25 protein-coding genes are annotated in these 25661 nt (G+C 69.9%); 11 read left to right on the top strand and 14 right to left on the bottom strand.

Going from position 1 to position 25661, the window contains the following annotated elements; translation table 11 throughout:
- Nucleotides 1–136: 136 nt before the first annotated feature.
- Nucleotides 137–1777 (top strand): GMC family oxidoreductase, encoded by a 1641-nt coding sequence (locus WT53_RS01030; protein WP_034208653.1) that lies wholly within the window; start codon nt 137–139, stop codon nt 1775–1777.
- A gap of 27 nt (nt 1778–1804) precedes the next feature.
- On the opposite strand, the gene WT53_RS01035 is transcribed toward WT53_RS01030, so the two are convergent.
- Genes WT53_RS01035 through fliF form a run of 6 tightly spaced genes read right to left on the bottom strand, consistent with a single transcriptional unit; the run spans nt 1805 to nt 8621 of the window.
- Entirely contained in the window at nt 1805–3169 is a 1365-nt protein-coding gene (locus WT53_RS01035; protein ID WP_034208652.1) for a flagellar hook-length control protein FliK, read from the bottom strand.
- Nucleotides 3170–3200: 31 nt separating this feature from the next.
- Complete coding sequence (gene fliJ, locus WT53_RS01040) at nt 3201–3659, bottom strand: flagellar export protein FliJ (RefSeq protein WP_034208651.1); 459 nt, start codon at nt 3657–3659, stop codon at nt 3201–3203.
- A 5-nt stretch (nt 3660–3664) separates the two neighbouring features.
- The gene (gene fliI, locus WT53_RS01045; RefSeq protein WP_373558440.1) at nt 3665–5164 is read right to left on the bottom strand and encodes a flagellar protein export ATPase FliI; all 1500 of its coding nucleotides are present in this window, start codon (nt 5162–5164) and stop codon (nt 3665–3667) included.
- A gap of 32 nt (nt 5165–5196) precedes the next feature.
- Nucleotides 5197–5880 (bottom strand): flagellar assembly protein FliH, encoded by a 684-nt coding sequence (gene fliH, locus WT53_RS01050; RefSeq protein WP_034208649.1) that lies wholly within the window; start codon nt 5878–5880, stop codon nt 5197–5199.
- On the bottom strand, nt 5873–6868 hold the full coding sequence (gene fliG / locus WT53_RS01055; protein ID WP_034208648.1) for a flagellar motor switch protein FliG: 996 nt from the start codon (nt 6866–6868) through the stop codon (nt 5873–5875). The genes fliH and fliG overlap by 8 nt, the downstream gene beginning before the upstream one ends.
- Nucleotides 6858–8621 carry a flagellar basal-body MS-ring/collar protein FliF gene (fliF, locus tag WT53_RS01060; RefSeq protein ID WP_034208647.1) on the bottom strand — a complete coding sequence of 588 codons (1764 nt, stop codon included), beginning with the start codon at nt 8619–8621 and terminating at the stop codon, nt 6858–6860. Before fliF ends, fliG begins: the two co-directional genes overlap by 11 nt.
- A 249-nt stretch (nt 8622–8870) precedes the next feature.
- Here fliF and fliE point away from each other — a divergent pair, with 249 nt between their 5' ends.
- The 6 genes from fliE (at nt 8871) to WT53_RS01090 (ending at nt 13038) form a co-directional block, all read left to right on the top strand.
- Nucleotides 8871–9215 (top strand): flagellar hook-basal body complex protein FliE, encoded by a 345-nt coding sequence (fliE, locus tag WT53_RS01065; RefSeq protein ID WP_034208646.1) that lies wholly within the window; start codon nt 8871–8873, stop codon nt 9213–9215.
- 229 nt (nt 9216–9444) lie between these two features.
- Nucleotides 9445–9879, top strand: coding sequence for a flagellar export chaperone FliS (gene fliS, locus WT53_RS01070; protein WP_034208645.1), 435 nt, complete (start codon nt 9445–9447; stop codon nt 9877–9879).
- Entirely contained in the window at nt 9876–10208 is a 333-nt protein-coding gene (locus WT53_RS01075) for a flagellar protein FliT (protein WP_034208644.1), read from the top strand. Before fliS ends, WT53_RS01075 begins: the two co-directional genes overlap by 4 nt.
- Before the next feature lie 159 nt (nt 10209–10367).
- Entirely contained in the window at nt 10368–11720 is a 1353-nt protein-coding gene (locus tag WT53_RS01080; RefSeq protein WP_034208643.1) for a flagellar hook-length control protein FliK, read from the top strand.
- On the top strand, nt 11717–12034 hold the full coding sequence (locus WT53_RS01085) for an EscU/YscU/HrcU family type III secretion system export apparatus switch protein (RefSeq protein WP_034208642.1): 318 nt from the start codon (nt 11717–11719) through the stop codon (nt 12032–12034). Before WT53_RS01080 ends, WT53_RS01085 begins: the two co-directional genes overlap by 4 nt.
- A gap of 269 nt (nt 12035–12303) precedes the next feature.
- Nucleotides 12304–13038 carry a PepSY-associated TM helix domain-containing protein gene (locus WT53_RS01090; RefSeq protein ID WP_034208641.1) on the top strand — a complete coding sequence of 245 codons (735 nt, stop codon included), beginning with the start codon at nt 12304–12306 and terminating at the stop codon, nt 13036–13038.
- Between the two features lie 61 nt (nt 13039–13099).
- Here the strand turns inward: WT53_RS01090 and WT53_RS01095 are convergent, their stop codons facing one another.
- The 8 genes from WT53_RS01095 to WT53_RS01130 all read right to left on the bottom strand — a co-directional run bounded on the left by WT53_RS01095 (nt 13100) and on the right by WT53_RS01130 (nt 21131).
- Complete coding sequence (locus WT53_RS01095) at nt 13100–14125, bottom strand: XdhC family protein (protein ID WP_034208640.1); 1026 nt, start codon at nt 14123–14125, stop codon at nt 13100–13102.
- A gap of 255 nt (nt 14126–14380) precedes the next feature.
- A complete protein-coding gene (locus WT53_RS01100; protein WP_034208639.1) occupies nt 14381–15787 on the bottom strand; it encodes an amino acid permease in 1407 nt (468 codons plus the stop codon).
- A 198-nt stretch (nt 15788–15985) separates the two neighbouring features.
- A complete protein-coding gene (rqpR, locus tag WT53_RS01105; RefSeq protein ID WP_034208638.1) occupies nt 15986–16642 on the bottom strand; it encodes a response regulator transcription factor RqpR in 657 nt (218 codons plus the stop codon).
- Between the two features lie 7 nt (nt 16643–16649).
- Complete coding sequence (gene rqpS / locus WT53_RS01110) at nt 16650–17465, bottom strand: quorum system sensor histidine kinase RqpS (protein WP_034208637.1); 816 nt, start codon at nt 17463–17465, stop codon at nt 16650–16652.
- 415 nt (nt 17466–17880) lie between these two features.
- On the bottom strand, nt 17881–18651 hold the full coding sequence (locus WT53_RS01115) for a ferredoxin--NADP reductase (RefSeq protein WP_034208636.1): 771 nt from the start codon (nt 18649–18651) through the stop codon (nt 17881–17883).
- A gap of 307 nt (nt 18652–18958) precedes the next feature.
- On the bottom strand, nt 18959–19774 hold the full coding sequence (locus WT53_RS01120) for an endonuclease/exonuclease/phosphatase family protein (RefSeq protein WP_034208635.1): 816 nt from the start codon (nt 19772–19774) through the stop codon (nt 18959–18961).
- A 5-nt stretch (nt 19775–19779) separates the two neighbouring features.
- Entirely contained in the window at nt 19780–20265 is a 486-nt protein-coding gene (locus WT53_RS01125; RefSeq protein ID WP_034208634.1) for a hypothetical protein, read from the bottom strand.
- 146 nt (nt 20266–20411) lie between these two features.
- On the bottom strand, nt 20412–21131 hold the full coding sequence (locus WT53_RS01130; RefSeq protein ID WP_034208633.1) for a nitroreductase: 720 nt from the start codon (nt 21129–21131) through the stop codon (nt 20412–20414).
- Nucleotides 21132–21380: 249 nt separating this feature from the next.
- Between WT53_RS01130 and WT53_RS01135 the strand changes: the two genes are divergently transcribed.
- The 4 genes from WT53_RS01135 (at nt 21381) to WT53_RS01150 (ending at nt 25593) form a co-directional block, all read left to right on the top strand.
- Complete coding sequence (locus WT53_RS01135; protein WP_034208632.1) at nt 21381–22361, top strand: AAA family ATPase; 981 nt, start codon at nt 21381–21383, stop codon at nt 22359–22361.
- Between the two features lie 156 nt (nt 22362–22517).
- A complete protein-coding gene (locus WT53_RS01140; RefSeq protein ID WP_034208631.1) occupies nt 22518–23627 on the top strand; it encodes an NAD(P)/FAD-dependent oxidoreductase in 1110 nt (369 codons plus the stop codon).
- Between the two features lie 156 nt (nt 23628–23783).
- Entirely contained in the window at nt 23784–24095 is a 312-nt protein-coding gene (locus tag WT53_RS01145; protein ID WP_034208630.1) for a high-potential iron-sulfur protein, read from the top strand.
- Nucleotides 24096–24285: 190 nt separating this feature from the next.
- The gene (locus WT53_RS01150; RefSeq protein WP_034208629.1) at nt 24286–25593 is read left to right on the top strand and encodes an MFS transporter; all 1308 of its coding nucleotides are present in this window, start codon (nt 24286–24288) and stop codon (nt 25591–25593) included.
- Nucleotides 25594–25661 lie beyond the last annotated feature (68 nt).

Consider the following 25661-nt stretch of genomic DNA (forward strand, 5'->3'; position numbering starts at 1 on the left):
CGCGGGCGTTTAGAGGAATCGCTCTTGAATCCGCGCGCCGCGCACGCGACGGCCATTCCTACAATGCCCGAACACAAGAGGAGACGCGGTCGCGCGGCGGTGCCGGGCGCCTTCCATGACACGACGGAGACGTGACATGCAATACGACTACATCATCGTCGGCGGCGGTTCGGGCGGCTCGAGCCTCGCCGGCCGTCTCGCCGATGCCTGCCCCGATGCGACGATCGCGCTGATCGAGGCCGGCTCGCATACGGAGCGCAACCTGCTCGTCAACATGCCGGTCGGCATCGCGGCGCTGGTGCCGTTCAAGCTCGGCACCAACTACGGCTACGAGACGGTGCCGCAGCCGGGCCTCGGCGGGCGGCGCGGGTATCAACCGCGCGGGCGCGGGATGGGCGGCTCGAGCGCGATCAACGCGATGATCTACACGCGCGGCCACCCGGGCGACTACGACGAGTGGGCGCAACTCGGCGCGACGGGCTGGGGCTGGCAGGACGTGCTGCCGTATTTCCGCCGCGCGGAAGGCAACGAGCGCGGCGCCGACGCGTGGCACGGCGCGGACGGCCCGCTGTCGGTGTCGGATCTGCGCTTTCGCAATCCGTTCTCCGAACGATTCATCCAGGCCGCGCACGCGGCCGGCTATCCGCTGAACGACGACTTCAACGGCGCGACGCAGGAAGGCGTCGGCTTCTATCAGGTCACGCATCGCGACGGCTCGCGCTGCAGCGTGGCGCGCGCGTACATCTACGGCCGCAACCGGCCGAACCTGCACGTGATCACCGATGCGACGGCGCTGCGCGTCGGGTTCGACGGCAAGCGCGCGGTCGGCGTCGTCGTGTCGCGCAACGGGCGGATCGAGACGCTCGGCGCGCGCGCGGAAGTGATCCTGTCGGCCGGCGCGTTCAATTCGCCGCAACTGCTGATGTGCTCGGGGATCGGCCCGGCGGAGCAATTGCGCCGGCACGGGATCGCGGTCGTGCAGGATGCGCCGGACGTCGGCACGAACCTGATCGACCACATCGACTTCATCATCAACACGCGCGTGAATTCGTCGGAGCTGGTCGGCGTGTGCCTGCGCGGCATCGCGAAGATGACGCCGGCGCTCGCGCGCTATTTCTCGAGCCGCACGGGGATGATGACGAGCAACGTCGCGGAGGCCGGCGGCTTCATCAAGAGCGATCCGTCGCTCGAGCGTCCGGACCTGCAACTGCATTTCTGCACGGCGCTCGTCGACGATCACAACCGCAAGATGCACTGGGGTTTCGGCTATTCGCTGCACGTGTGCGCATTGCGGCCGTTCAGCCGCGGCACGGTCGCGCTCGCGAGCGGCGATGCGCGCGACGCGCCGCTGATCGATCCGCGCTTCTTCAGCGATTCGCGCGATCTCGACCTGCTGGTGCGCGGCGCGCAGGCGATGCGGCGCATCCTGTCGCAGGCGCCGCTCGCGTCGCAGGGCGGGCGCGAGCTGTACACGCGGCCGGACCAGAGCGAAGCGGAACTGCGCGCGACGATCGTCGCGCATGCGGACACGATCTATCACCCGGTCGGCACCTGCCGGATGGGCTCGGATGCGCGCGCGGTCGTCGATCCGCAACTGCGCGTGCGCGGCGTCGACGCGCTGCGCGTGGTGGATGCGTCGGTGATGCCGACGCTGATCGGCGGGAATACGAATGCGCCGTCGGTGATGATCGGCGAACGCGCGGCAGACTTCATCGTCGCGGCGCGGCGCAGCGGCGTGCCGCGCGGCGAGGCGGCTGCCGCGGTGCACGGCCGCTAGACGCGGCGCGCACGGCGGCGGTCATGCTCAGGCAAACGTATCCACGAGGCCGGCGCGGCTCGCGCGTGCGGCGACCGGTGCGGATGGCGCGGCGTCGGCGGGTGCATCGACGGCTGACGGTCCGCCGGTCCCGCGTCGCGACGACTGGCCGCCGGCGAAGGTCTGCTGCGGGTTGGGCTGCTGTTGCTGCGAAGCGAGGCCGCCGTCGCTGACGGTCGCGCTGCCGAGCCCGAGCCCGCCGGCTTCCATCGCCTCGCGCAGCTTCGGCAGCGCGGCTTCGACCGCGTCGCGCACCTGCGCGTGCTGCGACACGAACAGCGCGTGCGCGTGATTGTCCGCGACGCGCAGCACGACCTGCAGCGGCCCGAGATCGGGCGGGTTGAGCGTCAGCTCGGCGCTCTGCTGGTGCGCATTCGACAGGAACACCACTTTCTGGCTCAGCGCATCCGTCCAGTCGGCCGTGCCGACGTGCGGCGCGAGCGCGTGCGCGTTGGCGGCGGCGATCGCGCCGGCGGCCGGCGACAGTTGCAGGTTCGCCTGCGCGGCGGCAGCAGCCGTTGCGCCGGCCGCGAGCGTCGCGCTGGCGGCCGGGTCCGTCGCGTTGCCGGCCGCCGCGAGCGCGTGCTGTGAGCCGGACTGCGCGTTCGCGTCGGCTTGCAGCGCTTGCGGCGTGAGCTGAGTCGGCGTCTGCTGGGAGGCGAGCGCGCCTTTCGCATCGGCGAGCGTGCGGTCGAAGGTCGGCACTTTCGGTGTCGGCGGCGCGGCGGCGGTCGACGCGGTCGCTGCCGGCGCCGTCGGCGTGGTGGAGGCGGCCGCGCCGGTCACCGGCATCGCGATCGCGCCCGCGCCGCCCGTCAGCTTGGCGAGCGCCGCTTGCAGTGCGTCGCGGCTCGATGCCGGATCGCTCGGCTCGGCGGCAGCGTCCTGACTCGCGTGGTGGGCGAGCATCGCCGTGGCGTCCGGCTGGCCGGACACGGCCGTCTTTTGCGTCGTGGCAGCGGCGGCAGCGGCGCTCGCCGCATCGGCCGGCGTCGCAGGGTCCGGGCGTGCCTGCAGTTGCGCCTGTACGGCGGCGGCGGCCGCGAGTGCTGCGGCATCGGGGTTGGCGGCGGCGTTCGCGGTCGTATCGTCGGTCGCGTCGTCGTCGTTCGTGCCGGACGGCTTCGCGCCGGCGGCCGGCTTCGACGAAACCTGTTGGGTCGACACGTCCGGCGTACCGGCGTTGGCCGTATCGCCGCGCGTGGCGACGCTTTGCTTCAGCGTCTGCGCGAACGGCACGGCGCTCGCGGCGGCCGACGCATCGCTGGCGGCGGACGCACTCGAGCCGCGGGCGGCCTTGAGTGCGGCGCCGGCGGTGTCGAGCAGCGCACCGAGCAGGGGCAGGGGAGGCATGGCGGTTCTCTCGTTCGAATGCGGTGGTCGGTTACGACGAACGGGCCGCGTCGGCCCGCATGCGCAGGATCTTCGCGGCATGTTCGTCGGCGTCGCGCTGTTCGCGCCGGGCGTCGCGCCGCGCTTCCTGCGCGACGCCGCGCGCCTGCAGGATTTCATACGAGCCGACGGTACGTTTCTTCTGCTGCCAGTTCGGGCGCGCCTCGTCGATGCGGACTTCGGCCGCGGCGAGCACGGTGCGCTGCTGCGCGATCGCCGCATCGAGCGTGTCGATGAACGCCTGGAAATTGCGCCAGTTGCCGGCCGGCATCCCGCTCTGCGCCGATTGCGCGAAGCGCGCGTGATATTCGTCGCGATAGCGCAGCAGCGCGTCGAGCTGTTCGGCCGCCGCGGTGCGGTCGCGCTGCGCGGTGCCGAGCTGCTTCGCGGCCGAATCGAGGTCTTCCTGCGCGCGGTCGAGCAGCAACTGAAGGGGAAAGCCGTGAGCCATCGGGATCAGCCTCCGTAAGCGTCGAACAGCGCATCGAGCGCGGCGAGGCTCGATGCGAACGGCGCGCATTCGCGAAAGCCCTGCTGCAGGAATGCTTCGATGCGCGGGTAGAGCGCGATCGCGCGGTCGAGCTGGGCGTCGCGGCCGGGTGCGTAGGCGCCGACCGCGATCAGGTCGCGATTGCGCTGGTAGCGCGACAGCATCTGCTTGAACTGCCGCACGTGGTCGAGATGCGTTTCGTCGATCAGCGCGGTCATCGCGCGGCTGATCGACGCCTCGATGTCGATCGCGGGATAGTGGCCGGCCTCGGCGAGCGCGCGCGACAGCACGATGTGGCCGTCGAGGATCGCGCGCGCCGAATCGGCGATCGGGTCCTGCTGGTCGTCGCCTTCGGTCAGCACCGTGTAGAACGCGGTGATCGAGCCGCCGCCTTCGGGCCCGTTGCCGGTGCGCTCGACGAGCGCGGGCAGCTTCGCGAACACCGACGGCGGATAGCCTTTCGTCGCGGGCGGCTCGCCGATCGCCAGCGCGATCTCGCGCTGCGCCATCGCGTAGCGCGTGAGCGAATCCATCAGCAGCAGCACGTGCTTGCCCTGGTCGCGGAAATACTCGGCGAGCGACGTCGCGTACGCGGCGCCCTGCATCCGCAAGAGCGGCGACACGTCGGCCGGCGCCGCGACGACGACCGAGCGCGCGAGCCCGTCCTCGCCGAGGATCTGTTCGATGAATTCCTTCACTTCGCGGCCGCGCTCGCCGATCAGGCCGATCACGATCACTTCCGCGCTCGTGTAGCGCGCCATCGTGCCGAGCAGCACCGACTTGCCGACGCCGGAGCCCGCGAACAGGCCCATCCGCTGGCCGCGGCCGACGGTGAGCAGCGCGTTGATCGCGCGCACGCCGACGTCGAGCACGTGATGGATCGGCTCGCGATCGAGCGGGTTGATCGACGGCGCTGACAGCGGCGCGTCGACCTTCGACGCGAGCGGGCCGAGGCCGTCGAGCGGGCGGCCCGACGCGTCGACGACGCGCCCGAGCATCTCCCAGCCGACCGGCAGCCGCTTCGCGCCCGCGAGCGGATCGGCGACGGGCGTGCTTTCGCGCGGCCACACGCGTGCGCCGGGCAGGACGCCGGCGACGTCGGTGGTCGGCATCAGGAACAGGCGGTCGCCGGCGAACCCGACGACTTCGGCTTCCGCGTGCGGCAGCGTGCTGCCGGGCGGCAGTTCGATCGTGCATTCGGCGCCGACCGACAGGCGCAGCCCGATCGCCTCGAGCACGAGGCCGGCCGCGCGCGTGAGGCGTCCGCACGGCCGCAGCGGCAGCGCGTGGCGGCTGCGCGCGGCGAGCCCGTTCAGGTGCGTGCGCCAGTGTGCGAGATGCGGATTGTGCGGCGCGCACGGGGCGACGGCTGCGGCCGCTGGATGCGGCGCGGTGTCGTGGGCGGGATCGTGCGCGGCCGCCGGCCCGAACGACGCGAGCGCGAGCTCGCGTTCGAGCGGCGTCATGCCGTCGTGCGCGAGCGCGTCGGGCACGCGCGTCACCACGCGCTCACCTTGCCGATCGCGGCGGCGACGCGCTGCCAGCGGGTGGGCAGCGTCGCGTCGACCTCGCCGGTCGCGGCGTGCGCGCGGCAGCCGCCGCGCTCGATCGACGCGTCGGTGCGCACGTTCCAGCCGAGCGTGTCGAGTTCGTCCTGCAGGTACGCTTCGACGACCGGCAGGTCGGCCGGATTCACCGCGAGATGCGGCGCGCCGGACAGCGCGGGCTCGGCCGCGAGCACGTCGCGCACGGCGGCGACCAGCGCGGCCGGGTCGTGTTTCACGTGCTGGCGCACGACCTGCTGCGCGATGTCGAGCGCGAGTTGCGCGAGGTCGGACGCGAGATCGTGTTCGACCGCCGATACGGCTTCGCGGAACGAAGCGGCGAGCGCCGCGAGCTGCGCGGCCTGTTCGCGGGCGTCGGCCCGGCCGGCCTCGAAACCCTGTTCGCGGCCCTGCTCGAAACCGGCCTGGTAGCCGAGCGCCTGGCCTTCGACGTGGCCGGCCGCATGGCCTTCGGCGTGCGCGGCGTCGCGCACGCGCTGCAGTTCCTCCGCGAGCGCGGCGGCGGCGGCGGCCGCGTCGTCGGGCGGCGGCGGGGGCGGCGGCGGGTCGAACGACGCCATCTCCCACCGCTGGTACGCGGTGAGGGTGCCCACGCGCTCGCTCGCCGAATCAGACATACGCGTCTTCCGCCTTGCCGCCGATCGCGATCTGGCCGCTCTCGGCGAGGTTGCGCACGATCTGCAGGATGCGGCGCTGCTGCGTCTCGACTTCGGACACGCGCACCGGGCCGCGCGCGTCGAGATCCTCGGCGAGCAGTTCGGCCGCGCGTTGCGACATGTTCGCCAGGAACTTCTGGCGCAGCGCCGGCGGCGCACCCTTGAGCGCGACGATCAGCGTTTCCGACTCGACTTCCTTCAACACCATCTGGATCGCGCGGTCCTCGAGGTCGAGCAGGTTCTCGAACACGAACATCTGGTCGATGATCTTCTGCGCGAGATCGGCGTCGTACTGGCGCACGCTTTCGAGCACGCCTTCCTCGTGCACGCTCGTCATGAAGTTCAGGATCTCGGCCGCGGTGCGGATGCCGCCCATCGGGCTGCGCTTCAGGTTGTCGCTGCCGGACAGCAGGCCCGTGAGCACGTCGTCGAGCTCGCGCAGCGCGGCCGGCTGGATGCCGTCGAGCGTCGCGATCCGCAGCAGCACGTCGTTACGCAGCCGTTCGGTGAAGCACGACGCGATTTCCGAGGCCTGGTCGCGGTCGAGGTGCACGAGGATCGTCGCGATGATCTGCGGATGCTCGTTCTTGATCAGTTCGGCCACCGCGCCCGAATCCATCCATTTGAGGCCCTCGATGCCGCTCGTGTCGCTGCCCTGCAGGATACGGTCGATCAGCACGCCGGCCTTGTCCTCGCCGAGCGCCTTCGTCAGCACCGAGCGGATGTACTCGCTCGAATCGAGCGACAGCGCGGTGTGCTGCTCGGCTTCCTTCACGAACTCCTGCAGCACGTCCTCGACCTGCTCGCGCGTGACGTTCTTCAGCGCGGCCATCGCGGCGCCGATCTTCTGGACCTCGCGCGGCGCGAGGAACTTGAATACCTGCGCGGCTTCTTCCTCGCCGATCGACATCAGCAGCAGCGCGCTCTTGGTCAAGCCTTCAGCGTTCATCGGACACCCAGTTCTTCACGACGGTGGCGACGATCTTCGGATCCTGGCGGGCGATCGTGCGCGCGTAGTCGAGGTTGCGTTCGTAGCGGTTCTTCTCGTTTTCGAAGCCGAGCAGCAGCGGATCGGCTTCCTCCGCCGCCTTTTCCGGCGCGGGCAGGCCGTCGAGCGCGACCGCTTCGTCCGGCGCCGCGAGCGCCGGCGCGGCCGGCTCGGGCGGCGGGAACGCGCGGCGCATCGCCGGGCGCACGAACATGAAGTAGAGCGCCGCCGCGGCCGCCGCGATGCCGAGCCATTTCGCGGCTTCCTTCGCCATCGCGATCATGTCGGGCTGGCGCCACCACGGCAGGTCGGCATACGGGTCGCTCGCGGTCGAGAACGCGCTGTTCACGACGTTGACCGAGTCGCCGCGCTTCGCGTCGTAGCCCATCGCGTCCTTCACGAGCTGTTCGACCTGCGCGAGCTTCGCGGGCGGCAGCGGCTGCATCGTCACGTGGCCCTTCGCGTCGGCGACCGGCTGGTAGTTGACGACGACCGCGACCGACAGCCGCTTCACGCTGCCCATCGGCTGTTCGGTATGGCGGATCGTCTTGTCGAGCTCGTAGTTGGTCGTCTGGTCCTTGCGGTCGCTGACCGGCGTCGTCTGCGGCGCGTTCTGGCCGTTGCCGGCGACGATCGGCGCGGAAGCCGGCTGCGGCGGCGTGTTCGACAGCGCGCCCGGCACGCCCGACGCGCCGCCTTGCGCGAGTTCGGTCGCACTGCTGGTCTGCTGGCTGCGGATCGCGGCCTGCTGCGGCGTGCCGTTCGGGCCGTAGCTTTCCGACGTCTGCTCGATCTTCGAGAAATCGAGATCCGCGCTGACCTGCGAACGCGCGTTGCCGGCGCCGAAGATCGGCGCGAGGATCGCGTCGATGCGCTTCTGCGTGTTGTGCTCGACCTGCTGCACGTACTTGAGCTGGCTCGCGTCGAGGCCGGAAGCGGACGCGGTCTGGGTCAGCAGGTTGCCGTCCTGGTCGACGATCGTCACGTTCTTCGCCGGCATGTCGGGCACGCCGGACGACACCATCCGCGTGATCGCCTGCACCTGGCCCTCGTCGAGCACGCGGCCCGGGTAGAGGTCGACGAACACCGACGCGCTCGGCGCTTCCTTGTCGCGCACGAACACCGACGGCTTCGGGATCGCGAGATGCACGCGCGCGCCGCGCACGGCGTTGATCGATTCGATGGTGCGCTGCAGCTCGCCTTCGAGCGCGCGCTGGTAGTTGATCTGCTCGGCGAACTGGCTGATGCCGAATTTCTGGTTGTCCATCAGCTCGAAGCCGACCGAGCCGCCCTTCGGCAGCCCCATCGCGGCGAGCTTCAGCCGCGTTTCGTGCACCTGGTTCGACGGCACGAGGATCGCGCCGCCGGCATCGGCGAACTTGTACGGCACGTTTGCCTGCTGGAGCGCGGCAATGATCGCGCCGCCGTCGCGGTCCGACAGGTTGCTGTACAGCACGCGGTAGTCGGGCGCCCGGCTCCACAGCACGAGCGCGGTGATCGCGGCGATCGCGAACGCGACGGCGATCACGAACGGCAGCTTCGGGTTGCCCTTCATCCGCGAGATGCCGGGAATGCGTTCGGCGAAGCCGCCCAGCCCGAAGTCCGCGCCTGCGCCGCCCGCGCCCGGCAACGCGGCGGCCGCGGCGGCGCCGGACGCCGGGCTGAGGCCCGCGCGGGCGTCTGGGTTGATCAGCGAGTTGGCCTGCGAATCCATGCGTCGAGTTTCTCCGGAGCGGGGCGACTGAGCTCGCTCGGGCGAGCGGGCGGACAATGACACGATGCGATTATCGTGACCCGCGGCGCACTCCGATCGACCGAAAAGAGCGGGGTTTCCCCCGTACTTTCTCGGCTTTGACGCGCGCCGCGCTGCTATCCTTTTTCGCGATCCGGCATGGTGCGCGTGGTGCGGCGCCGGCGGAAACGCCCGGCGCGTCCGGGTCACTTCTCTAGGTCTGGGGACAGCATGACTGCGAACGTCAGCGGAATCGGTTCGGTGTTGCAACAGATGCAGTCGATGGCCGCGCAGGCGTCCGGCGGCGTCGCGAGCCCGACGGCGGCGCTGGCCGGCTCGGGCGCGGCGACGGCCGGCACGTTCGCGAGCGCGATGAAGGCGTCGCTCGACAAGATCAGCGGCGACCAGCAGCGCGCGCTCGGCGAGGCGAAGGCGTTCGAGGTCGGCGCGCCGAACATCTCGCTGAACGACGTGATGGTCGACATGCAGAAAGCCAATATCGGCTTCCAGTTCGGGCTCCAGGTCCGCAACAAGCTAGTGAGCGCTTACAACGACATCATGCAGATGTCGGTGTGAGGCGACGGGCATCCGGGGGCGGCTATCCGACGACGGGCATCCGGGCGCGGCCTTCCGACGACGATCCGGCGCTTGCGGAACGGGGCCAACGGGCCGGCGACGCTGGCCCGCCGGCAGCCCCGGCGCACCTAAAGCTTTTCAAATCCCTTCCGATAACTCCGGTGAAGGCCGCGCCGTGCGACGCACGGCGGCGGCTCCCGCATAGCCAAGGCAAATAAAGGAGAAGCGCATGTTTTCCCCAGGACACGCTGGAGCCAGTGCGTACGCGCGTGTCGGCGTCGAGACCGGGGTGATGGGCGCCTCCCCGCATCGGCTGATCGCGATGCTGTACCAGGGGGCGCGGCAGGCGATCGCGCTGGCGCGCATGCATTTGCAGCAAGACAACGTAGCCGGGCGCGGCGAAGCGATCGGCAAGGCGATCCGGATCGTCGAGAGCGGCCTGCAGGCGTCGCTGAACCGCGATGCGGGCGGCGAGATCGCCGACCGGCTCCATGCGCTGTATGCGTATATCGGCCGGCGCCTGCTGGAAGCGAACGCGCAGGCGAGCGACGCGATGCTGGTCGAGGTCGACGGCTTGCTCGCGACGCTCGAGGAAGCATGGACGGGCATCGCCCCGGAAGTCGCGCGGATGGCCGCGCAACAGGCAGCGGAAGCATCACGATGAATCACAAGGCCGAATACTTCGCGCGTTACGAGGCGCTCGCCGCCGTGTCGAGCCGGATGCTGTGCGCCGCGCGCGGCGCCGACTGGAACGCGTTGCCGGGGTTGCAGGCCGAATTCATGCAGCTCGTGGACGGATTGAAGGAGGCCGATCCGGGCGTCGCGCTCGACGAATCGGATCTCGGCCGCAAGCTCGACCTGATCCGCCGCATCCTGGCCGACGACGCCGCGATCCGCGATCTCGTGAGCCCGGACGTCGCGCGGCTGTCCGCGCTGTTCGAGGCGCGGCGCTCGACCCAGGTATTGACCGATCTCTACCGCGCGCGCGGGTAGGGCCGTCGTCCGGGAGACGGGCGCGAGGCGCCCGGGCCCGGCGCCGCACGCGGCGCGCGCCGTTCCCGCGGGCGGCGCCGGCGTGCCGCGCCGGATTCGCAACGATGTGTCGGTCCGTTCGCCGATGCAAACGGACCCCAAGGTGAGCAGGCTCCGATCATGACCGGTATCGACTCCGTTGCGGCCGCGCTGCTGGCGAGCCGCCTCGACAGCTTGCTGACCGGCACCGTATCGGCGCCCGCTGGCGGCGGCGCGACCTCGCAGGTCGGCACGCCCGGCGCCGGCGCATCGTCCTCGCCGCCGGCCGGCGGCCCGAGCGCCGCGCCGCCGGCTTCCACGCAGACCGCGCTGTCCGAGGTCGGGCGCGTGCTCGACGCGATTTCGCGCTCGGGCGGCGATGCGACGCCGGCGATCGTCGGTCGGCTGCCGCTGCTGGCCGATCCCGCCGTGCTGCTCGCCGATACGCCCGCGCCGGCGCGCGTGCCGGCTGCGTCCAGTCCCGCGGCGTCCTCTACGCCCGCTTCCGCCGAAGCGTCGTCCACCGCGGCGGCGCGCGAGGCGGCCGCGCCGCCGCCGGTCGCGGCGTTGCGCGCGGCGCTCGCGCAGGCCGTGAGCGAAAGCGGCCTCTTCTACGAATCCCATCTCGCGCAGTGGCTGGCCGGCCAGCGGCCGCTCGCGGCGCTGTTGCGCGAGCCGCAGGCGCGCCTCGCGACCGCGCTCGCGCCGGCCGACCCGCAAGCCGTTCCGCACGAGCCGACCGACGTGCTCGACGAACTGCTCGCGCAGCGCCCGCCGCTGCCGGCCACCGCACGGGCCAGCGCGCCCCCGCCGCCCCAGGGCGGCGGCGCGCCTGCACGCGACCCGGCGCAGGCCGCGCCGGCGGCCGCCCGGCAGAGCGCTTCGTCGCCGCTCGACCCCGCCGATCCGCTGGCCGCGCACACCGATACGCGCTGGACGCCCGCGCGGGCCGAGCTGGCCGCCGCATCGTCCGAGCCGCAGGCGCAGCCGCTCGCGACCGTGCATCCGGCCGCCGTGCCGCTCGTGCGGCAACAGCTCGACGCGCTCGCGACCGACCAGTTCCGTTGGACCGGCGAGGCGTGGCCGGGCGCGCGGCTCGACTGGACGATCGAGCCCGACGAGCCGGGCCATCGCGCCCCGCGCGGCGGCGACGACACGGGCGACGGCATCGCGTGGCGCACGCGCCTGACGCTGACGCTGCCGTCGCTCGGCACGGTCGATGCCGAACTGGTGCTGAACGGCGCGCAGCTCGTCGCGCGGCTGCGCGCGAACCAGACGGGCGCCGACCGTCTCGCGCGCCACGAAGCCGCGCTGCGGCAGCGGCTCGAAGGATCGGGGCTCAGGGTGGGCGGGCTGTCGATCCGCGCGGTCGACGACGGGCCGGACGGCTTCGACCTGTTCGCCGCGCAGGCCGCCGCCGCCGCGTACGCGCGCGGCGCGGCCGGCGGCCCCGACGCGCGGGTGCCGGGCGACGACGACGAGGCGCTGCCATGAGCATGACGTCCCGCAAGCGCGCGGCCGCGCTCGTCTACGATCCGAAAGGCGGCGATGCGGCGCCGCGCGTGGTGGCGAAGGGCTACGGCGTGCTCGCCGAGATGATCGTCGCGCGCGCGCACGATGCGGGGTTGTACGTGCATACGGCGCCGGAGATGGTGTCGCTGCTGATGCAGGTCGATCTCGACGACCGGATTCCGCCGCAGCTTTATCAGGCGGTCGCGGACCTGCTCGCGTGGCTGTACGCGCTCGATCGCGCCGACCCCGCGCCGGACGCCGCCGCGCCGCGTTTTCCGCTGCCGCCGCTGCGCTGAGCGGTCTGCCGACGGGCGGGTTCTTACGAAAGGCTGTCCGTGGCTTGCGGGATCGTTCTGCCGGTATTTTCCACCCATCGTTCGCCTTCGGATTGCAACGTGTGCCTTTCGTCCGAATTTGCGCGTGCGCCGTGCCTCCCGCTCCGTATGCGCACGGATTGAGCCGGCTTCCGATTTATGTAATGATATCCATTCTCATTTTCATGCTGCCCGGGCGGCGCGCACACCCTGCGCGCCGCCCGTCGTTTTGAACGAATGGAAACTTTCGCGTGAACGCGCCCGAAACGATCGACCCGCCCGAGACGGGCCTGCCGCTCGCCGGCGTCACCGTGCTGCACCCGGCGGGCCGCCCGCTGACCGACGACGAACTGGCCGCGCGCCGCCAGCGCTCGCGCCGCGCGACCTTCATCAAGTGGCTGCGCAAGGTGCACGGCTGGGTCGGGCTGTGGGGCGCGGTGCTCGGGCTGCTGTTCGGCGTGACGGGCGTGCTGCTGAATCACCGCGCGCCGCCGCTGAAGATTTCGACCGGCGAGCCGCAGGTCGAGGAAATGCAGATCGCGCTGCCGGATCCGGTGCCGAAGACGCCTGCCGCGATGACGAAGTGGCTGCAACAGGAGCTGCATTTCGACGGCAAGCCGGGCCGCATGCGCAAGGAGCCCGCGCAGGCGGTCGCGTGGGGCGACAAGCGCGTGATGCAGCCCGAACACTGGCAATTCGGCGTGTTCGGGCCGCACCAGAACCTGCAGGGCGAGTACTGGGTCGGCAACGGCTACGTGTCCGTGAAACGCACGGGCAACACGTTCCTGACGACACTGAACAACCTGCATCGCGGCGTCGGGATGAAGCTCGGCTGGGTGCTGCTGATGGACACGATCGCAGGCTCGCTGATCCTGCTGTCGCTGACGGGCGTGCTGCTGTGGACCGAGCTGAACAAGCGCCGCACGGTCGGCGTCGTGCTGGTGGTCGGTTCGGTTGCCGCCGCGCTGGCGGCCGGCCTGGCCTGACCGACGTTCGCGCCGGCCGGCGCCGGCGCCCCGCGCGAGCGCGGCCGCCCGCCGCCGTGGGTCAGAGGCCGCAGGCCGCGCCGCCGTTCGCCGCGATTTCGCGTGCGGCCTTCGCGCCTTCGACCTGCAGGATCGTCGGCAGCGACACGTTGTTCTTCGCGGCGGTGATCTCCGCGAGGATCGAGATCGCGATTTCCGGCGGCGTCCGGCTGCCGATGTAGATGCCGGCCGGCCCGTGCAGCCGGGCCAGCTCCGCTTCGCTCAGATCGAATTCGCGCAGCCGCTCGCGCCGCGCCGCGTTGTTGCGCCGCGAGCCGAGCGCGCCCACGTAGAACGCGGGCGTCTTCAGCGCTTCCATCAGCGCGAGATCGTCGAGCTTCGGGTCGTGCGTGAGCGCGATCACGGCCGAACGCGCGTCGAGCTTCATGTCGAGCACCGTATCGTCGGGCATCGTGCGCACGACGCGCGTGCCCGGCACGTCCCACGCATCCGTGTATTCCTCGCGCGGATCGCAGACCGTCACCTGGTAGTCGAGCCCGACCGCGATCTGGCACAGATAGCGCGACAACTGGCCGGCGCCGATCACGAGCATCCGGTAGCGCGGCCCGTGGATCGTCACGAGCCGTTCGCCGTCGAAGGCGAGCCCGTCGGTCGCCTGCGCGGGCGACAGCGACGCGCGGCCGGTCGCGAGCGTCATCGTGCGCGTGACGAGGCGGCCGGCCTCGACTTCCGCGCACAGCGCGGCGATCCCGCTGTCGCGCGTGAGCGGTTCGAGCACGAGCTGGATCGTGCCGCCGCAAGGCAGCCCGAAGCGGTGCGCTTCCTCGGCCGTCACGCCGTACTTGAGCGCTTCCGGGCGCGCATCGGCCGCGATCCCGCTCGCATGCACGCGGGCGATCAGGTCGTCCTCGATGCACCCGCCGGACACGGAGCCGACCACCAGGCCGTCCTCGCGCACCGCGAGCATCGCGCCTTCGGGGCGCGGCGACGAGCCCCACGTCTTCACGACCGTCACGAGCAGCACGCGCCGCCCTTCTTCGAGCCAGCGCGCGCTGGATTTCAGTACATCGAGATCGACGCTTTCCATCGTTTTTCCTGTTGCCGGACGGCCCGTCGTGCGGCGCCGTCGTTCGATGGCGGGATTATGAACCGCCCGGCGCGCGCGTGCAGGCGGCGCGCCGGCCGCGCAGGCAAATCCGGAGAATCGGGCAAGAGATCGCGACGATCGGACAGCGATCGCGCGGTGGCCGAGGGTTCGGGAGAGCGGGGCGTGCGGAGCCGGTGCCGTCCCGCGTGGGGTGCTCGCGATGGCGCACCGCGGAAGGCGCGCCATCGCGGATGCTCAGTGCGCGTCGGGGTGGCCGTGCGCGAGCTTCGAATGGCGTCGCGAGTACAGCGCGTAGATCGCGAGGCCGATCACGAGCCAGATGCCGAACGCGGCCCACGTGACGGGCTGCAGGTTCAGCATCAGGAACAGGCACGACGCGACCGCGAGGATCGGCACCACGGGCACGCCCGGGCAGCGGAACGCGCGCGGCAGTTCGGGGTGCGTGCGGCGCAGCACGAGCACGGCGATCGACACCATCGAGAACGCCGCGAGCGTGCCGATGTTGATCAGCTCGGCGAGCACATTGAGCGGCACCAGCGCGGCGATCAGCCCGAAGAACAGGCCGACCAGCCAGGTCGTCAGGAACGGCGTCGCGAAGCGCGGATGCACACGCGACAGCGCCGCCGGCAGCAGGCCGTCGCGCGACATCGCGAAGATGATGCGGGTCTGGCCGTAGCTCATCACGAGGATCACGGTCAGCATGCCGAGCACGGCGCCGAGATCGATGAAGCCCGCGACCCACTTCTCGCCGGCGATCTGCAGCGCGTACGAGATCGGGTGCGAGATGCTCGCGTACTGCGCGGACGGCACGATGCCGGTCGCGACCGCGGCGACCGTCACGTACAGCACCGCGCACACCGCGAGCGACGCGATGATGCCGATCGGCAGGTCGCGCTTCGGGTTCTTCACTTCCTCGGCCGCCGACGACACCGCGTCGAAGCCGATGAACGCGAAGAACATCACGGCGGCCGCGCCGAACACGCCGCTCCAGCCGTGCGGCATGAACGGCTTCCAGTTCGCGGGCGTCACGTGGAACAGGCCGACCGCGATCACGAGCAGCACGACCGACACCTTGATGAACACCATGATGTTGTTGATGCGGGTCGATTCGCGGATGCCGATCGACAGCAGCGTCGTGATCACGATCATCACGAGGAACGCGGGCAGGTTGAACCACGTGACGACGCCCGGCACCGCGCCGGGCGCGGCGGTGAGCACGGTCGGCAACGTGAGGCCGAAGCCCTGCAGCAGCGACTGCAGGTAGCCGGACCAGCCGACCGACACGGCCGACGACGCGAGGCCGTACTCGAGCATCAGGTCCCAGCCGATGATCCACGCGACGAGCTCACCGAGCGTCGCGTACGAATACGTGTAAATCGAGCCGGCGACGGGGATCGTCGACGCGAACTCCGCGTACGACAGCGCGGCGAGGCCGCACGCGATCGCGGCGATCACGAACGACAGCATCAGCGCCGGCCCGGCCTGGACGGCGCCGGTGCCGGTCAGCACGAAGATGCCGGTGCCGATGATCGCGCCGATGCCGAGGAAGGTGAGGTCGATCGCGCCGAGCGCTTTCTTGAGCCCGGCGGCTTGCGCGCCGGCGATCATGCGATCGACGTTTTTCTTGCGGAAGAGAGACATTGCGGATGAATCGCCAGCACGCGCAGGCACGGCGCGCCAACTGAGTGAAAACCGATAATTTTAGCCGATTTGGCGTACAAGCCCCGCTGCGGCGCAGCGGGGCGCCGCGAAATCGTCCGATAAAACAAGCGTTTGTGCGCGGCGCGGCCTGCGCCGCGTCGCGGGATCGGACGAATTCGAGGGGGGCCGGGGATCGGATCAGGCGCCGGCCGTGGGCGCCATGTCGACGAGCCGGTTGCTCATCACGTAGAACGTGAGTTCCGCGTTGTTCGACAGCCGCATCTTCTCGAGCAGCCGCGACCGGTACACGCTCACCGTCTTCACCGACAGCGACAGCGTGTTCGCGATATCGGTGAGCCGCTTGCCCGACGCGAGCATGCAGAGCGTCTGGTATTCGCGATCGGACAGCTTCTCGTGCGGCAGCGGCTCGTTCTCGAACGACACGTATTCGGCGAGCGCCTCGGCCATCGCGGGGCTCACGTATTTGCGGCCGGCCGCGACCTGCTGGATCGCGCCGATCATCTGCGCGGCGTTGACCGTCTTCGACAGGTAGCCGGCCGCGCCGGCCTTCAGCGCGCGCACCGCGTACTGGTCCTCGCGGTACATCGAGAACATCAGCACCGGCGTGCGCGTCAGCTTGCGCTTGAGGCGCTTGAGCACCTCGATGCCGTTCGTGTCGGGCAGCGAGATGTCGAGCAGGATCACGTCGAATTCCTGCTTGTCGACGGCGGCCATCGCGTCGCCGCCGCTCTCGGCCTCGGTCACGTCGCGCGCGACGCCGCGATCGATCAGCAACTGGCGGATCCCTTGCCGGACGATCGCGTGATCGTCCACGAGCAGGATGTTCAGGCTCATCGCGACCTCACGAAAGCGACGTGCGGCGTGCCGCGCCGGGCACCCCGAGCAGCGAAGCCCACGCGAAGCGCGCGGTGACGCGCGTGCCGCGCCCGGTCGCCGGCGTGGCCGTCTCGAAGCTGCCGCCGAACGACTCGCAGCGGGCGCGCATGCCGGCCAGGCCGTAGCCGTTGCGGCGATGCCGGGCGAAACCGGTCCCATCGTCGGCGACACTCAGCGACAGATGCGTGCCGTCGGTGACGATCCGGACGTCGACCGACGTCGCGCGCGCGTGTTTCGCGACGTTCGACAGCGCCTCCTGCGCGACGCGGAACACCGCGAGCGCGCCGGCGCCGGCGAGCTGCGTCAGGCGGGCGTCGGCCGCGCACACGAAGCTCGTGCGCAGGCCGGTGCGCGCCGCATGGGTGTCGATCCACGACGACAGCGCACCGACCATGCCGGCGTCGAGCGCCGGCGCGCCACGCTCGTCGATGAGCCGGCGATTCGCGTCGGTCGCGGCGTCGAGCGCCTGCTGCGCCAGCGCCAGCGCGCGCAGGCAGGCTTCCGGCGCGTCGGCCGGCAGCCATGTTTGAACGTTTGCGAGTGCGAAGCGGGCGGCGGTCAATTCGGCGCCGAGCCCGTCGTGCAGCTCGCCGGCCAAATGGCGGCGGGCCGCTTCGTCGGCGGCGAGAAGCTGGGCGGAAAGTGCCGCGATCCGCGCGGCGGACGCGTTGCGTCCCGACGCTTCGTCGGCCATGGGCGGAGTGGCAGCGCAGCCGGGCATGCGCTGCCGCGACGGGAACGGGGCGTGGGCGCCCAAGGGCGCGTTAAGCGACGTATCCATGACTCTCCCTGCTGTCAGAAAGCGGTTCAGACACCGGCTGGCTGCGTGGGCTGGCTGCCGTTTCGATGACGGTCGCCGCCACGGAATCGCTCCATGCCGAAGTAACAAAAGTTACGTCTTGTAACACTTGCATCCGACCCTTCCACGCTCATCCGCACGGCAACCACGCGCGCCGAATAATATCTCAAAATTTCCGGAAAGATCATGTCAGGCGGTCATTTAAGGGTAAATGTGAATAATCGGAATGAAGGTGTTGTAGGAAAAACACTGACGCCCGAGCACCCTGCGATGACGTATCAAAATGTAACTATTTGAGATGGAATGGTCCCAGTTTGTTACGAATTCGCCAAGTAGGGACGAAAAAAAACCGGAGCTTTCGCTCCGGTTCTTGATGACGCGCAAATTGGGGGATCGATCAGTCCACGAACGCGCGCTCGATCACGTAATGGCCCGGCGCGCTGTTCTTGCCTTCGACGAGGCCGGCCTGCTTCAGCAGGTCGGTCGTGTCTTTCAGCATCGCGGTGCTGCCGCACAGCATCACGCGGTCGTTTTCCGGCGAGAACGCCGGCACGCCGAGATCCGTGAACAGCTTGCCCGTCGCGATCAGGTCGGTGATCCGGCCTTCGTTGTCGAACGCTTCGCGCGTGACCGTCGGGTAGTAGACGAGCTTTTCCTTGATGATGTCGCCCAGGTACTCGTGGCCCGGCAGGTCGTGCTTGATGTAGTCCATGTACGCGAGCTCGCCCTTCAGGCGGCACGTGTGGGTCAGGATCACCTTGTCGAAGCGGTCGTAGATGTCCGGATCGCGGATGATCGACATGAACGGCGCGAGGCCCGTGCCCGTCGACAGCATCCACAGCGTCTTGCCCGGCAGCAGGTTGTCGGCCACCAGCGTGCCCGTCGGCTTCTTGCCGATCAGCACCTTGTCGCCCACCTTCAGGTGTTGCAGGCGCGACGTCAGCGGGCCGTTCTGCACCTTGATGCTGAAGAATTCGAGATGCTCTTCGTAGTTCGGGCTGACGATCGAGTAGGCGCGCGCGAGCGGCTTGCCGTCGACTTCGAGGCCGACCATCGTGAATTCGCCGTTGTTGAAGCGCAGGCTCGGCTCGCGGGTGCAGGTGAAGCTGAAAAGCGTGTCGGTCCAGTGATGGACGGATTGGACGGTGGCGGTGTCGTATTTGCTCATGGCTTTGAAAACGGACGCGCGTAGCGGACGCGTGTAACGGGCCCAAAAACGGGCAAAAAACCGAGTGCGTCGGCCCGATCGCGGATCGGCCGGCCGGCGCGTCGGACACGCGCCTTCTCGATGACAGACGTTTGAGGAACTCGTTATTTTACCCTGTTGACGCGGATCGCGGGCTTGACCCCCGCGGCCGCGCGGATTTGGCGCAACATATCCTTTCAACGAACTTTCATCGGTCGGCCGCCCGTTTCGCGCCGAGGCCGACGCGTTCCGGCGGCGCGGCGGCCGGCGGCACGCCCGACCGGGCGGCTTACTGCGGATCGAGGCGCAGGCGCGCGATGTACGGCAGATGGTCCGACAGCCACGCAGCCTCGCCGGACGGTGCGCGCCATTCGAGCGGCGTCAGGCCGCGCACGAACATCTTGTCGAGCGCGAGCGCCGGCGAGAACGCCGGGAACGTGCGGCCCGATTCGCCGAGCAGCGTCGCGACCTCGGACAGCCCGATCTCGCCGAACAGCGCGACCGAATCGTTGCGCCAGTCGTTGAAGTCGCCGGCGAGCATCAGCGGGCCGTCGCCCGCGTTGCGCACGATCCAGTGCGCGATCCAGTGCATCTGGCGCAGCCGCGCGGCGCGCGTGAGCGCGAGATGCGCGCACAGCAGCGTGACCGGGCGTGCGCCCGCGAGCGTCGCGCGCGCGACCAGCAGCCCGCGCCGCTCGAAGCGGTGCGCGGAGATGTCCCAGCGGCCGCCGAGGTCGAGCGGATGCGGCGACAGGATCGCGTTGCCGTGCCGCCACGACGGCTTGAACACGTTGGGCCCGAGCGCGATCTGCCAGTCGAGCGCCTGCGCGATCTCGGTGGCCTGGCAATGCCACACGTCGTCGACCGCGTCGTCCATCGGCGCGCCGAAGCCCGGGGCGAGCATCGGGCGCGGCATGCGGCGCGCCATCGCTTCCTGCAGGAAATACACGTCGGCGTGCGTCGACTGCATCCAGTCGCGCATCGCGTTCCACGCGGTGAAGCCGAGCGGCGAGCGGCCCTTGTGCAGGTTCCAGCTGACGGCGGTGATTTCGTCGGGCGCGGCGTGCGGTTCGGCGAACGGCAGGGAGAGGGCGTCGGCGGACATGACGCTCAGTCCTTCGCGACGTGCGCGCGCACACGGTAGACGAGATGCGGATGCTGCTCGACGAGCGTCCAGTCGGTCCAGGCTTCGCCGCCGACCGACAGACCGGGGTGGCTCGCGACGATTTGCCGCGGCGACGCGGGCAAGCACGGATCGCCGCGCGCGCTTTCGTCGTCGAGCGTTTCCTGCACGTCGAGCCCGAGCGACACGGTGTTCGCGCCGGCGTCGACGGCGAGCGGGGCGACCGTCACCGAGCGCGAGCGCTCGGTCGGCACGACGCGCGCGGCATTGCCGCAGCCCACCGGCACGGCGGCCGGATAACGATGGGTATCGGTGCGGGACTGGCCCACGGTGGTGTTTTGCTGGAACGTGTCGATCGTCTGACCGTCGCGCACCACCTGGATTTCCCATGCGACGACGGCCGGCGCGGGGCTCTGCGCATGGGCGGCGAGCACGACGCTCGCAAGCAGGACGGCCAGGCCGTGTTTCAGCATGAAACGTCTCCGGAAACGCGGGATAGCGGGGAACGGACGCACATCTTACGCCCGATCGATTTCGGTCGCGATGTGACGGGACGCGCCGCGGCAGGTTCGCAGCACGATGCGGTCCTGCTCGACAGGTAAGGCCGCGTCATGCGTTTTCAAGCGAAAAAGCGCGTGAATTCGGCGACGCTCGCGCGCTCGGTGACGAGACGGTTCTCGATCGCGTCGGGGTCGGCATGGCCGAGCGCCATCCCGCAGACGAACTGTTCGTTCGGCGGAATGCCGAGGTGGTCGGCGACGATCCGGTGAAACGGCACGAACGCGGCCTGCGGGCAGGTATCGAGGCCGCGGGCGCGCGCGGCCGTCATCACGCCTTGCAGGAACATCCCGCAATCGAGCCACGCGCCGTGTGTCATGACCCGGTCCAGCGTGAAGAACAGCGCGACCGGCGCATCGAAGAAACGGAAATTGCGCGCGTGCTGCGCGTGCATGCGCGCCTTCTCGTCGCGGCGGATGTTCAACAGGCCGTACAGATCCCAGCCGACCTTGCGGCGCCGGTCGATGTACGGCGACACCCATTCGCGCGGGTAGTAGTCGTATTCGGCGACGTATTTCTCGTCGCGCGCCGGATCGTCGTAGGCCGCGGTGAGCGCGGCGGCGAGTGCGTCGCGCGTGGCACCCGTCGCGACGTACACGCGCCATGGCTGGATGTTGGTGCCCGACGGCGCGCGGCTCGCGGCTTCGAGGATCGCCTCGATCGTCTCGCGCGGCACGGGCGTCGGCAGGAACGCACGGACCGAACGACGCGACTTGAGCGCGGCGTCGACGGAACGGATCGCGTCGGCGTCGACGCGCGGAGAAGCAGCGGGGATGGACATCGGCAACCCTTCGGGCGAGGCGTCAGGCGAGGTGCGCGGCAGCGTGTGCGCGGCGCGCGGGCGCCATCGGCGAGCCCGGCGCGAGCCTCGTGAACGTTCGATCATACGCCGCGGCGCGCGGCCATGCAGTGTGCGTGCGCTGTTAGCAGCAGACGCGCCCGGCTGCTTGCTTGCATGGCGATGCGGGATCGCTACACTGAAATCGTAAGGGTCTGATGAGTATGTGACGGCAAGTGCAGCGAGGTAGGTATGACGACGGCGATGGTGAAACAGGAACTGGCGGTGGCGTCCTTCAGCACGGTGTACGACCTCGAGCAGGTCGAGACGGCGCTGGGCGACCTGAACGAGAGCGCAAGCGACGCACTGCGCTCGACCTACGAGAAGATGCTCAAGACGGGGAATCTGCGCTTCTGCGTGAAGCCGAACCGGATGCCGTCGTTCGACGCGCTTGGCGAAGCGTTGCCGAATTTCGGCGAGCCGCTCGACGACGTACGCAAGCAGATCGCGCTGTGTCTCGAAACGGACGACCGGCTCGAACTGATGCCGATCCTGCTGCTCGGGCCGCCCGGGATCGGCAAGACGCATTTCGCGAAGGCGCTCGCGCAACTGCTCGGCACCGCGTACCACTACGTGCCGATGAGTTCGCTGACGGCGGGCTGGATCCTGTCGGGCGCATCGTCGCAATGGAAGAACGCGAAGCCCGGCAAGGTGTTCGACGCGCTCGTGAACGGCAGCTACGCGAACCCGGTGATCGCGGTCGACGAGATCGACAAGGCCGGCAGCGATGCGCAATACGATCCGCTCGGCGCGCTGTATGCGTTGCTCGAGCACGACACCGCGCGCGCGTTCGTCGACGAATTCGCGGAAGTGCCGATCAACGCGGGCAACGTGATCTGGATCGCGACCGCGAACGACGCGCACGCGATTCCCGAGCCGCTGCTCAACCGGATGAACGTGTACGAGATCGCGCCGCCCGATGCGGCCGGCGCGCGACGGATCGCGCAGACGATCTACGACGAGATCCGGACGTCGCATGCGTGGGGGCGGCGCTTTCCCGATACGCTCGGCGACGACGCGCTCGACGTGCTGGCCGCGACGCCGCCGCGCACGATGCGCCGCGCGCTGCTGCACGCGTTCGGCGCCGCGCGGCTCGACGGCCGCGACGCGATCGCGCCGGCCGATATCCGCGCCGACGAAGGCGCGGCGAAGCGCCGGCCGATCGGCTTCTGACGCGGCCACGCGCGCACGGCTGCGGCGTGCGCGCGTGGCGCGGGGTGCGCGGTCGGCCGCAGCGTCGCGACACGATGCGCGCGCGTTCGGCAAGCGGGCGAACCGGGACGTACAATTCTTCCCTCTCCCTTCGATGCGCGAGCAGCGCGAAAAGCCATGGAGCAGACGGATTGTGTCGTGATCGGCGCGGGTGTCGTCGGTCTGGCGATCGCGCGCGAACTCGCCGCGCACGGGCGTGAAACGATCGTGCTCGAGGCGGCCGACGCGATCGGCACGAGCACGAGTTCGCGCAACAGCGAGGTGATTCACGCGGGGCTCTACTATCCGCGCGGGTCGCTGAAGGCGGTGACGTGCGTGCACGGGCGCGACCTGCTGTACGAATTCTGCGACACCCATCACGTGCCGCACCGGCGCACGGGCAAGCTGCTCGTCGCGACGAGCGCCGCGCAGGTGAAGCAGTTGAAGGCGATCGCCGCGCGCGCGGCCGAAAACGGCGTGCTCGACCTGCTGCCGCTCACGCGTGCCGAGGCGCAGACGCTCGAGCCCGCGCTCGAATGCGTGGAGGCGCTGTTCTCGCCGTCGACGGGTATCGTCGACAGCCACCAGCTGATGCTCGCGCTGCTCGGCGATGCGGAACGCGACGGCGCCGTGTGCGCGCTGCAATCGCCGGTCGAAGCGATCGACGTGCTGCGCGGCGGGCGCTTCATCGTGCGCACCGGCGGCGCCGCGCCGACCGAGATCGACGCCGCCTGCGTGATCAATAGCGCGGGCCTCGGCGCGCAGGCGCTCGCACGCCGCACGCGCGGCCTCGACCCGCGCTGGGTGCCGCCGCTCTATCTCGCGCGCGGCAATTATTTCAGCCTGTCGCGTCGTGCGCCGTTCTCGCACCTGATCTATCCGATGCCCGATCGCGCGGGGCTCGGCGTGCACCTGACGCTCGATCTCGGCGGGCAGGCGCGCTTCGGCCCGGACGTCGAGTGGTGCGATTCGTTGCGCTATGAAGTCGATCCGGCGCGTGCGGGCGCGTTCTACGCGTCGATCCGCGCATTCTGGCCGGGCCTGCCCGACGGTGCGCTGCAGCCCGCGTACGCGGGCATCCGGCCGAAGGTCGCGGGGCCCGGCGAGCCGCCGGCCGACTTCATCGTGCAGGGCGCCGCGCAGCACGGCGTGCGCGGGCTCGTGAACCTGTTCGGCATCGAGTCGCCGGGGCTCACCGCCGCGCTCGCGCTCGCGCAGCGCGTCGGCGACATGGTGTCGCGCGCGTGACGCACGGCCCGCCGCCGCGCGGGCCGGCCGGACGAGCCCGTGTGAAATCCCTTATCTCCGGCATTTCGGCGCGCACATTTATCCGCTTGGGCGTTATTCTGTCGTACGCCGTCGCCAGAACGGCTTTCAAACCGATAACGTTGGAGCGAGTCCCCCATGAAAACATCCCGTCGGAGTTTCCTGATCACGAGCATTGGCGCCGTGTCCGCGCTGGCGCTGTCGCGCGAAGCGCTGGCCGATGCGCCGATGCTGTCGGAAACCGATCCGACCGCGACGGCGCTCGGCTACAAGGCCGATGCCGCGAAGGTCGACAAGACGAAGTACCCGAAATACGCAGCGGGCCAGGATTGCGCGGCCTGCATGCTGTATCAGGGCAAGAAGGGCTCGGCTTCGGGCCCGTGCGGCGCGTTCCCCGGCAAGCAGGTGTCGGCGAAGGGCTGGTGCAGCGCGTTCTCGAAGATGGGTTGAGTCCCGTGCGGCGTCGTGCGATGCCGCATTGTGGCGAAAACCGCAACACGCTCGCCGTCGTTCGATGGCGGGCGTTTTTTATTGCTTGAAAACGGTTCCGTCGCTTTCTACACTCGCTGCACACCAGCGCGCCGCGGCACGCCGCGCGCCGAACCGCCCGACACGGCGTATTCACGAGGACGAGGCACGCATGGCGACGATTGCGAATTCAACGAAAGCGACCCGGCCCGAGCGTGCGCTGAACCGGCGCGCGGTGGTGGCCGCCGTGATCGGCAATGCGCTCGAGTGGTACGACTTCACGGTGTTCGGCTTCATGACGGTCGTGATCGCCGAGCTGTTCTTCCCGACCACCAGCGAATACTCGTCGCTGCTGCTCACCACCGCGACGTTCGGCGTCGCGTTCTTCATGCGCCCGATCGGCGGCATCGTGTTCGGGCTGTACGCGGACCGCGCGGGCCGCAAGGCCGCGCTGTCGCTCGTGATCCTGCTGATGACGGCCGGCATCTTCCTGCTCGCGATCGCGCCGCCCTATGCGGCGATCGGCATCGGCGGGCCGCTCCTGATCGTGCTCGGCCGCCTGCTGCAGGGCTTTTCCGCGGGCGGCGAATTCGGCAGCGCGACGGCGCTGCTGATCGAAGCCGCGCCGTTCTCGAAACGCGGTTTCTACGGCAGCTGGCAGATGGCGAGCCAGGCGGCCGCGCTATTGATCGGCGCGCTCGTCGGCGCAGCCGTCACGCGCGGGCTGTCGCACGACGCGCTGCGCAGCTGGGGCTGGCGCGTGCCGTTCATCCTCGGGCTCGTGATCGGCCCGATCGGCTTCTACATCCGCCGCCATCTCGCGGATTCCGAAGCATTCCTGCATGCGCAGCAAAGCGCGCGCCGCGCGACGCTCGGCGAAGTATTCACGCGCCATCCGCGCGAGGTGCTGTGCGGGCTCGGCTCGGTGATCGCGCTCACGGTGACGATCTACGTGCTGATCAGTTATCTGCCGACCTTCGCGGTGAAGCAACTGAAGCTGCCTTATGCGGAGTCGTTCTACGCGGTGATCGTCGGCAACTTGCTGCTGATGGTGCTGTCGCCGGTCGCCGGCGCGTGGTCGGACCGCATCGGCCGCAAGGGGCTGTCGCTGTGGTCGCTCGTGCTGACGCTCGCGCTGATGTATCCGCTGTTCGCGTGGCTCGATGCGGCGCCGAGCATCGGGCGGCTGATCGCGGTACAGGCCGTGCTGTCGGTGACGCTCGCGGGCTACTACGGACCGTTCGGCGCGATGATCGCCGAGCTGTTCCCGGCCAACGTGCGCTCGACCGGGCTGTCGATCGCGTACAACGTCGCGGTGATGCTGTTCGGCGGCTTCGGCCAGTTCATCGTCACGTGGCTGATCAAGGTCACGGGCACGCCGCTCGCGCCGACCTACTACGTGATGGCGGGGCTCGCGCTGTCGATCGTCGCGGTCGCGTTCGTGCCCGCGCGCAGCGCCGATCTCGATGCGCCGGCGTGACGACGTGACGATTCGAAGACGGTCATCGAATCGTTTCGCAAAACGCAATGATGTGCTGCGGAATGCGG

The organism is Burkholderia sp. MSMB2157WGS, from assembly GCF_001532755.1.
Taxonomy (GTDB): domain Bacteria; phylum Pseudomonadota; class Gammaproteobacteria; order Burkholderiales; family Burkholderiaceae; genus Burkholderia.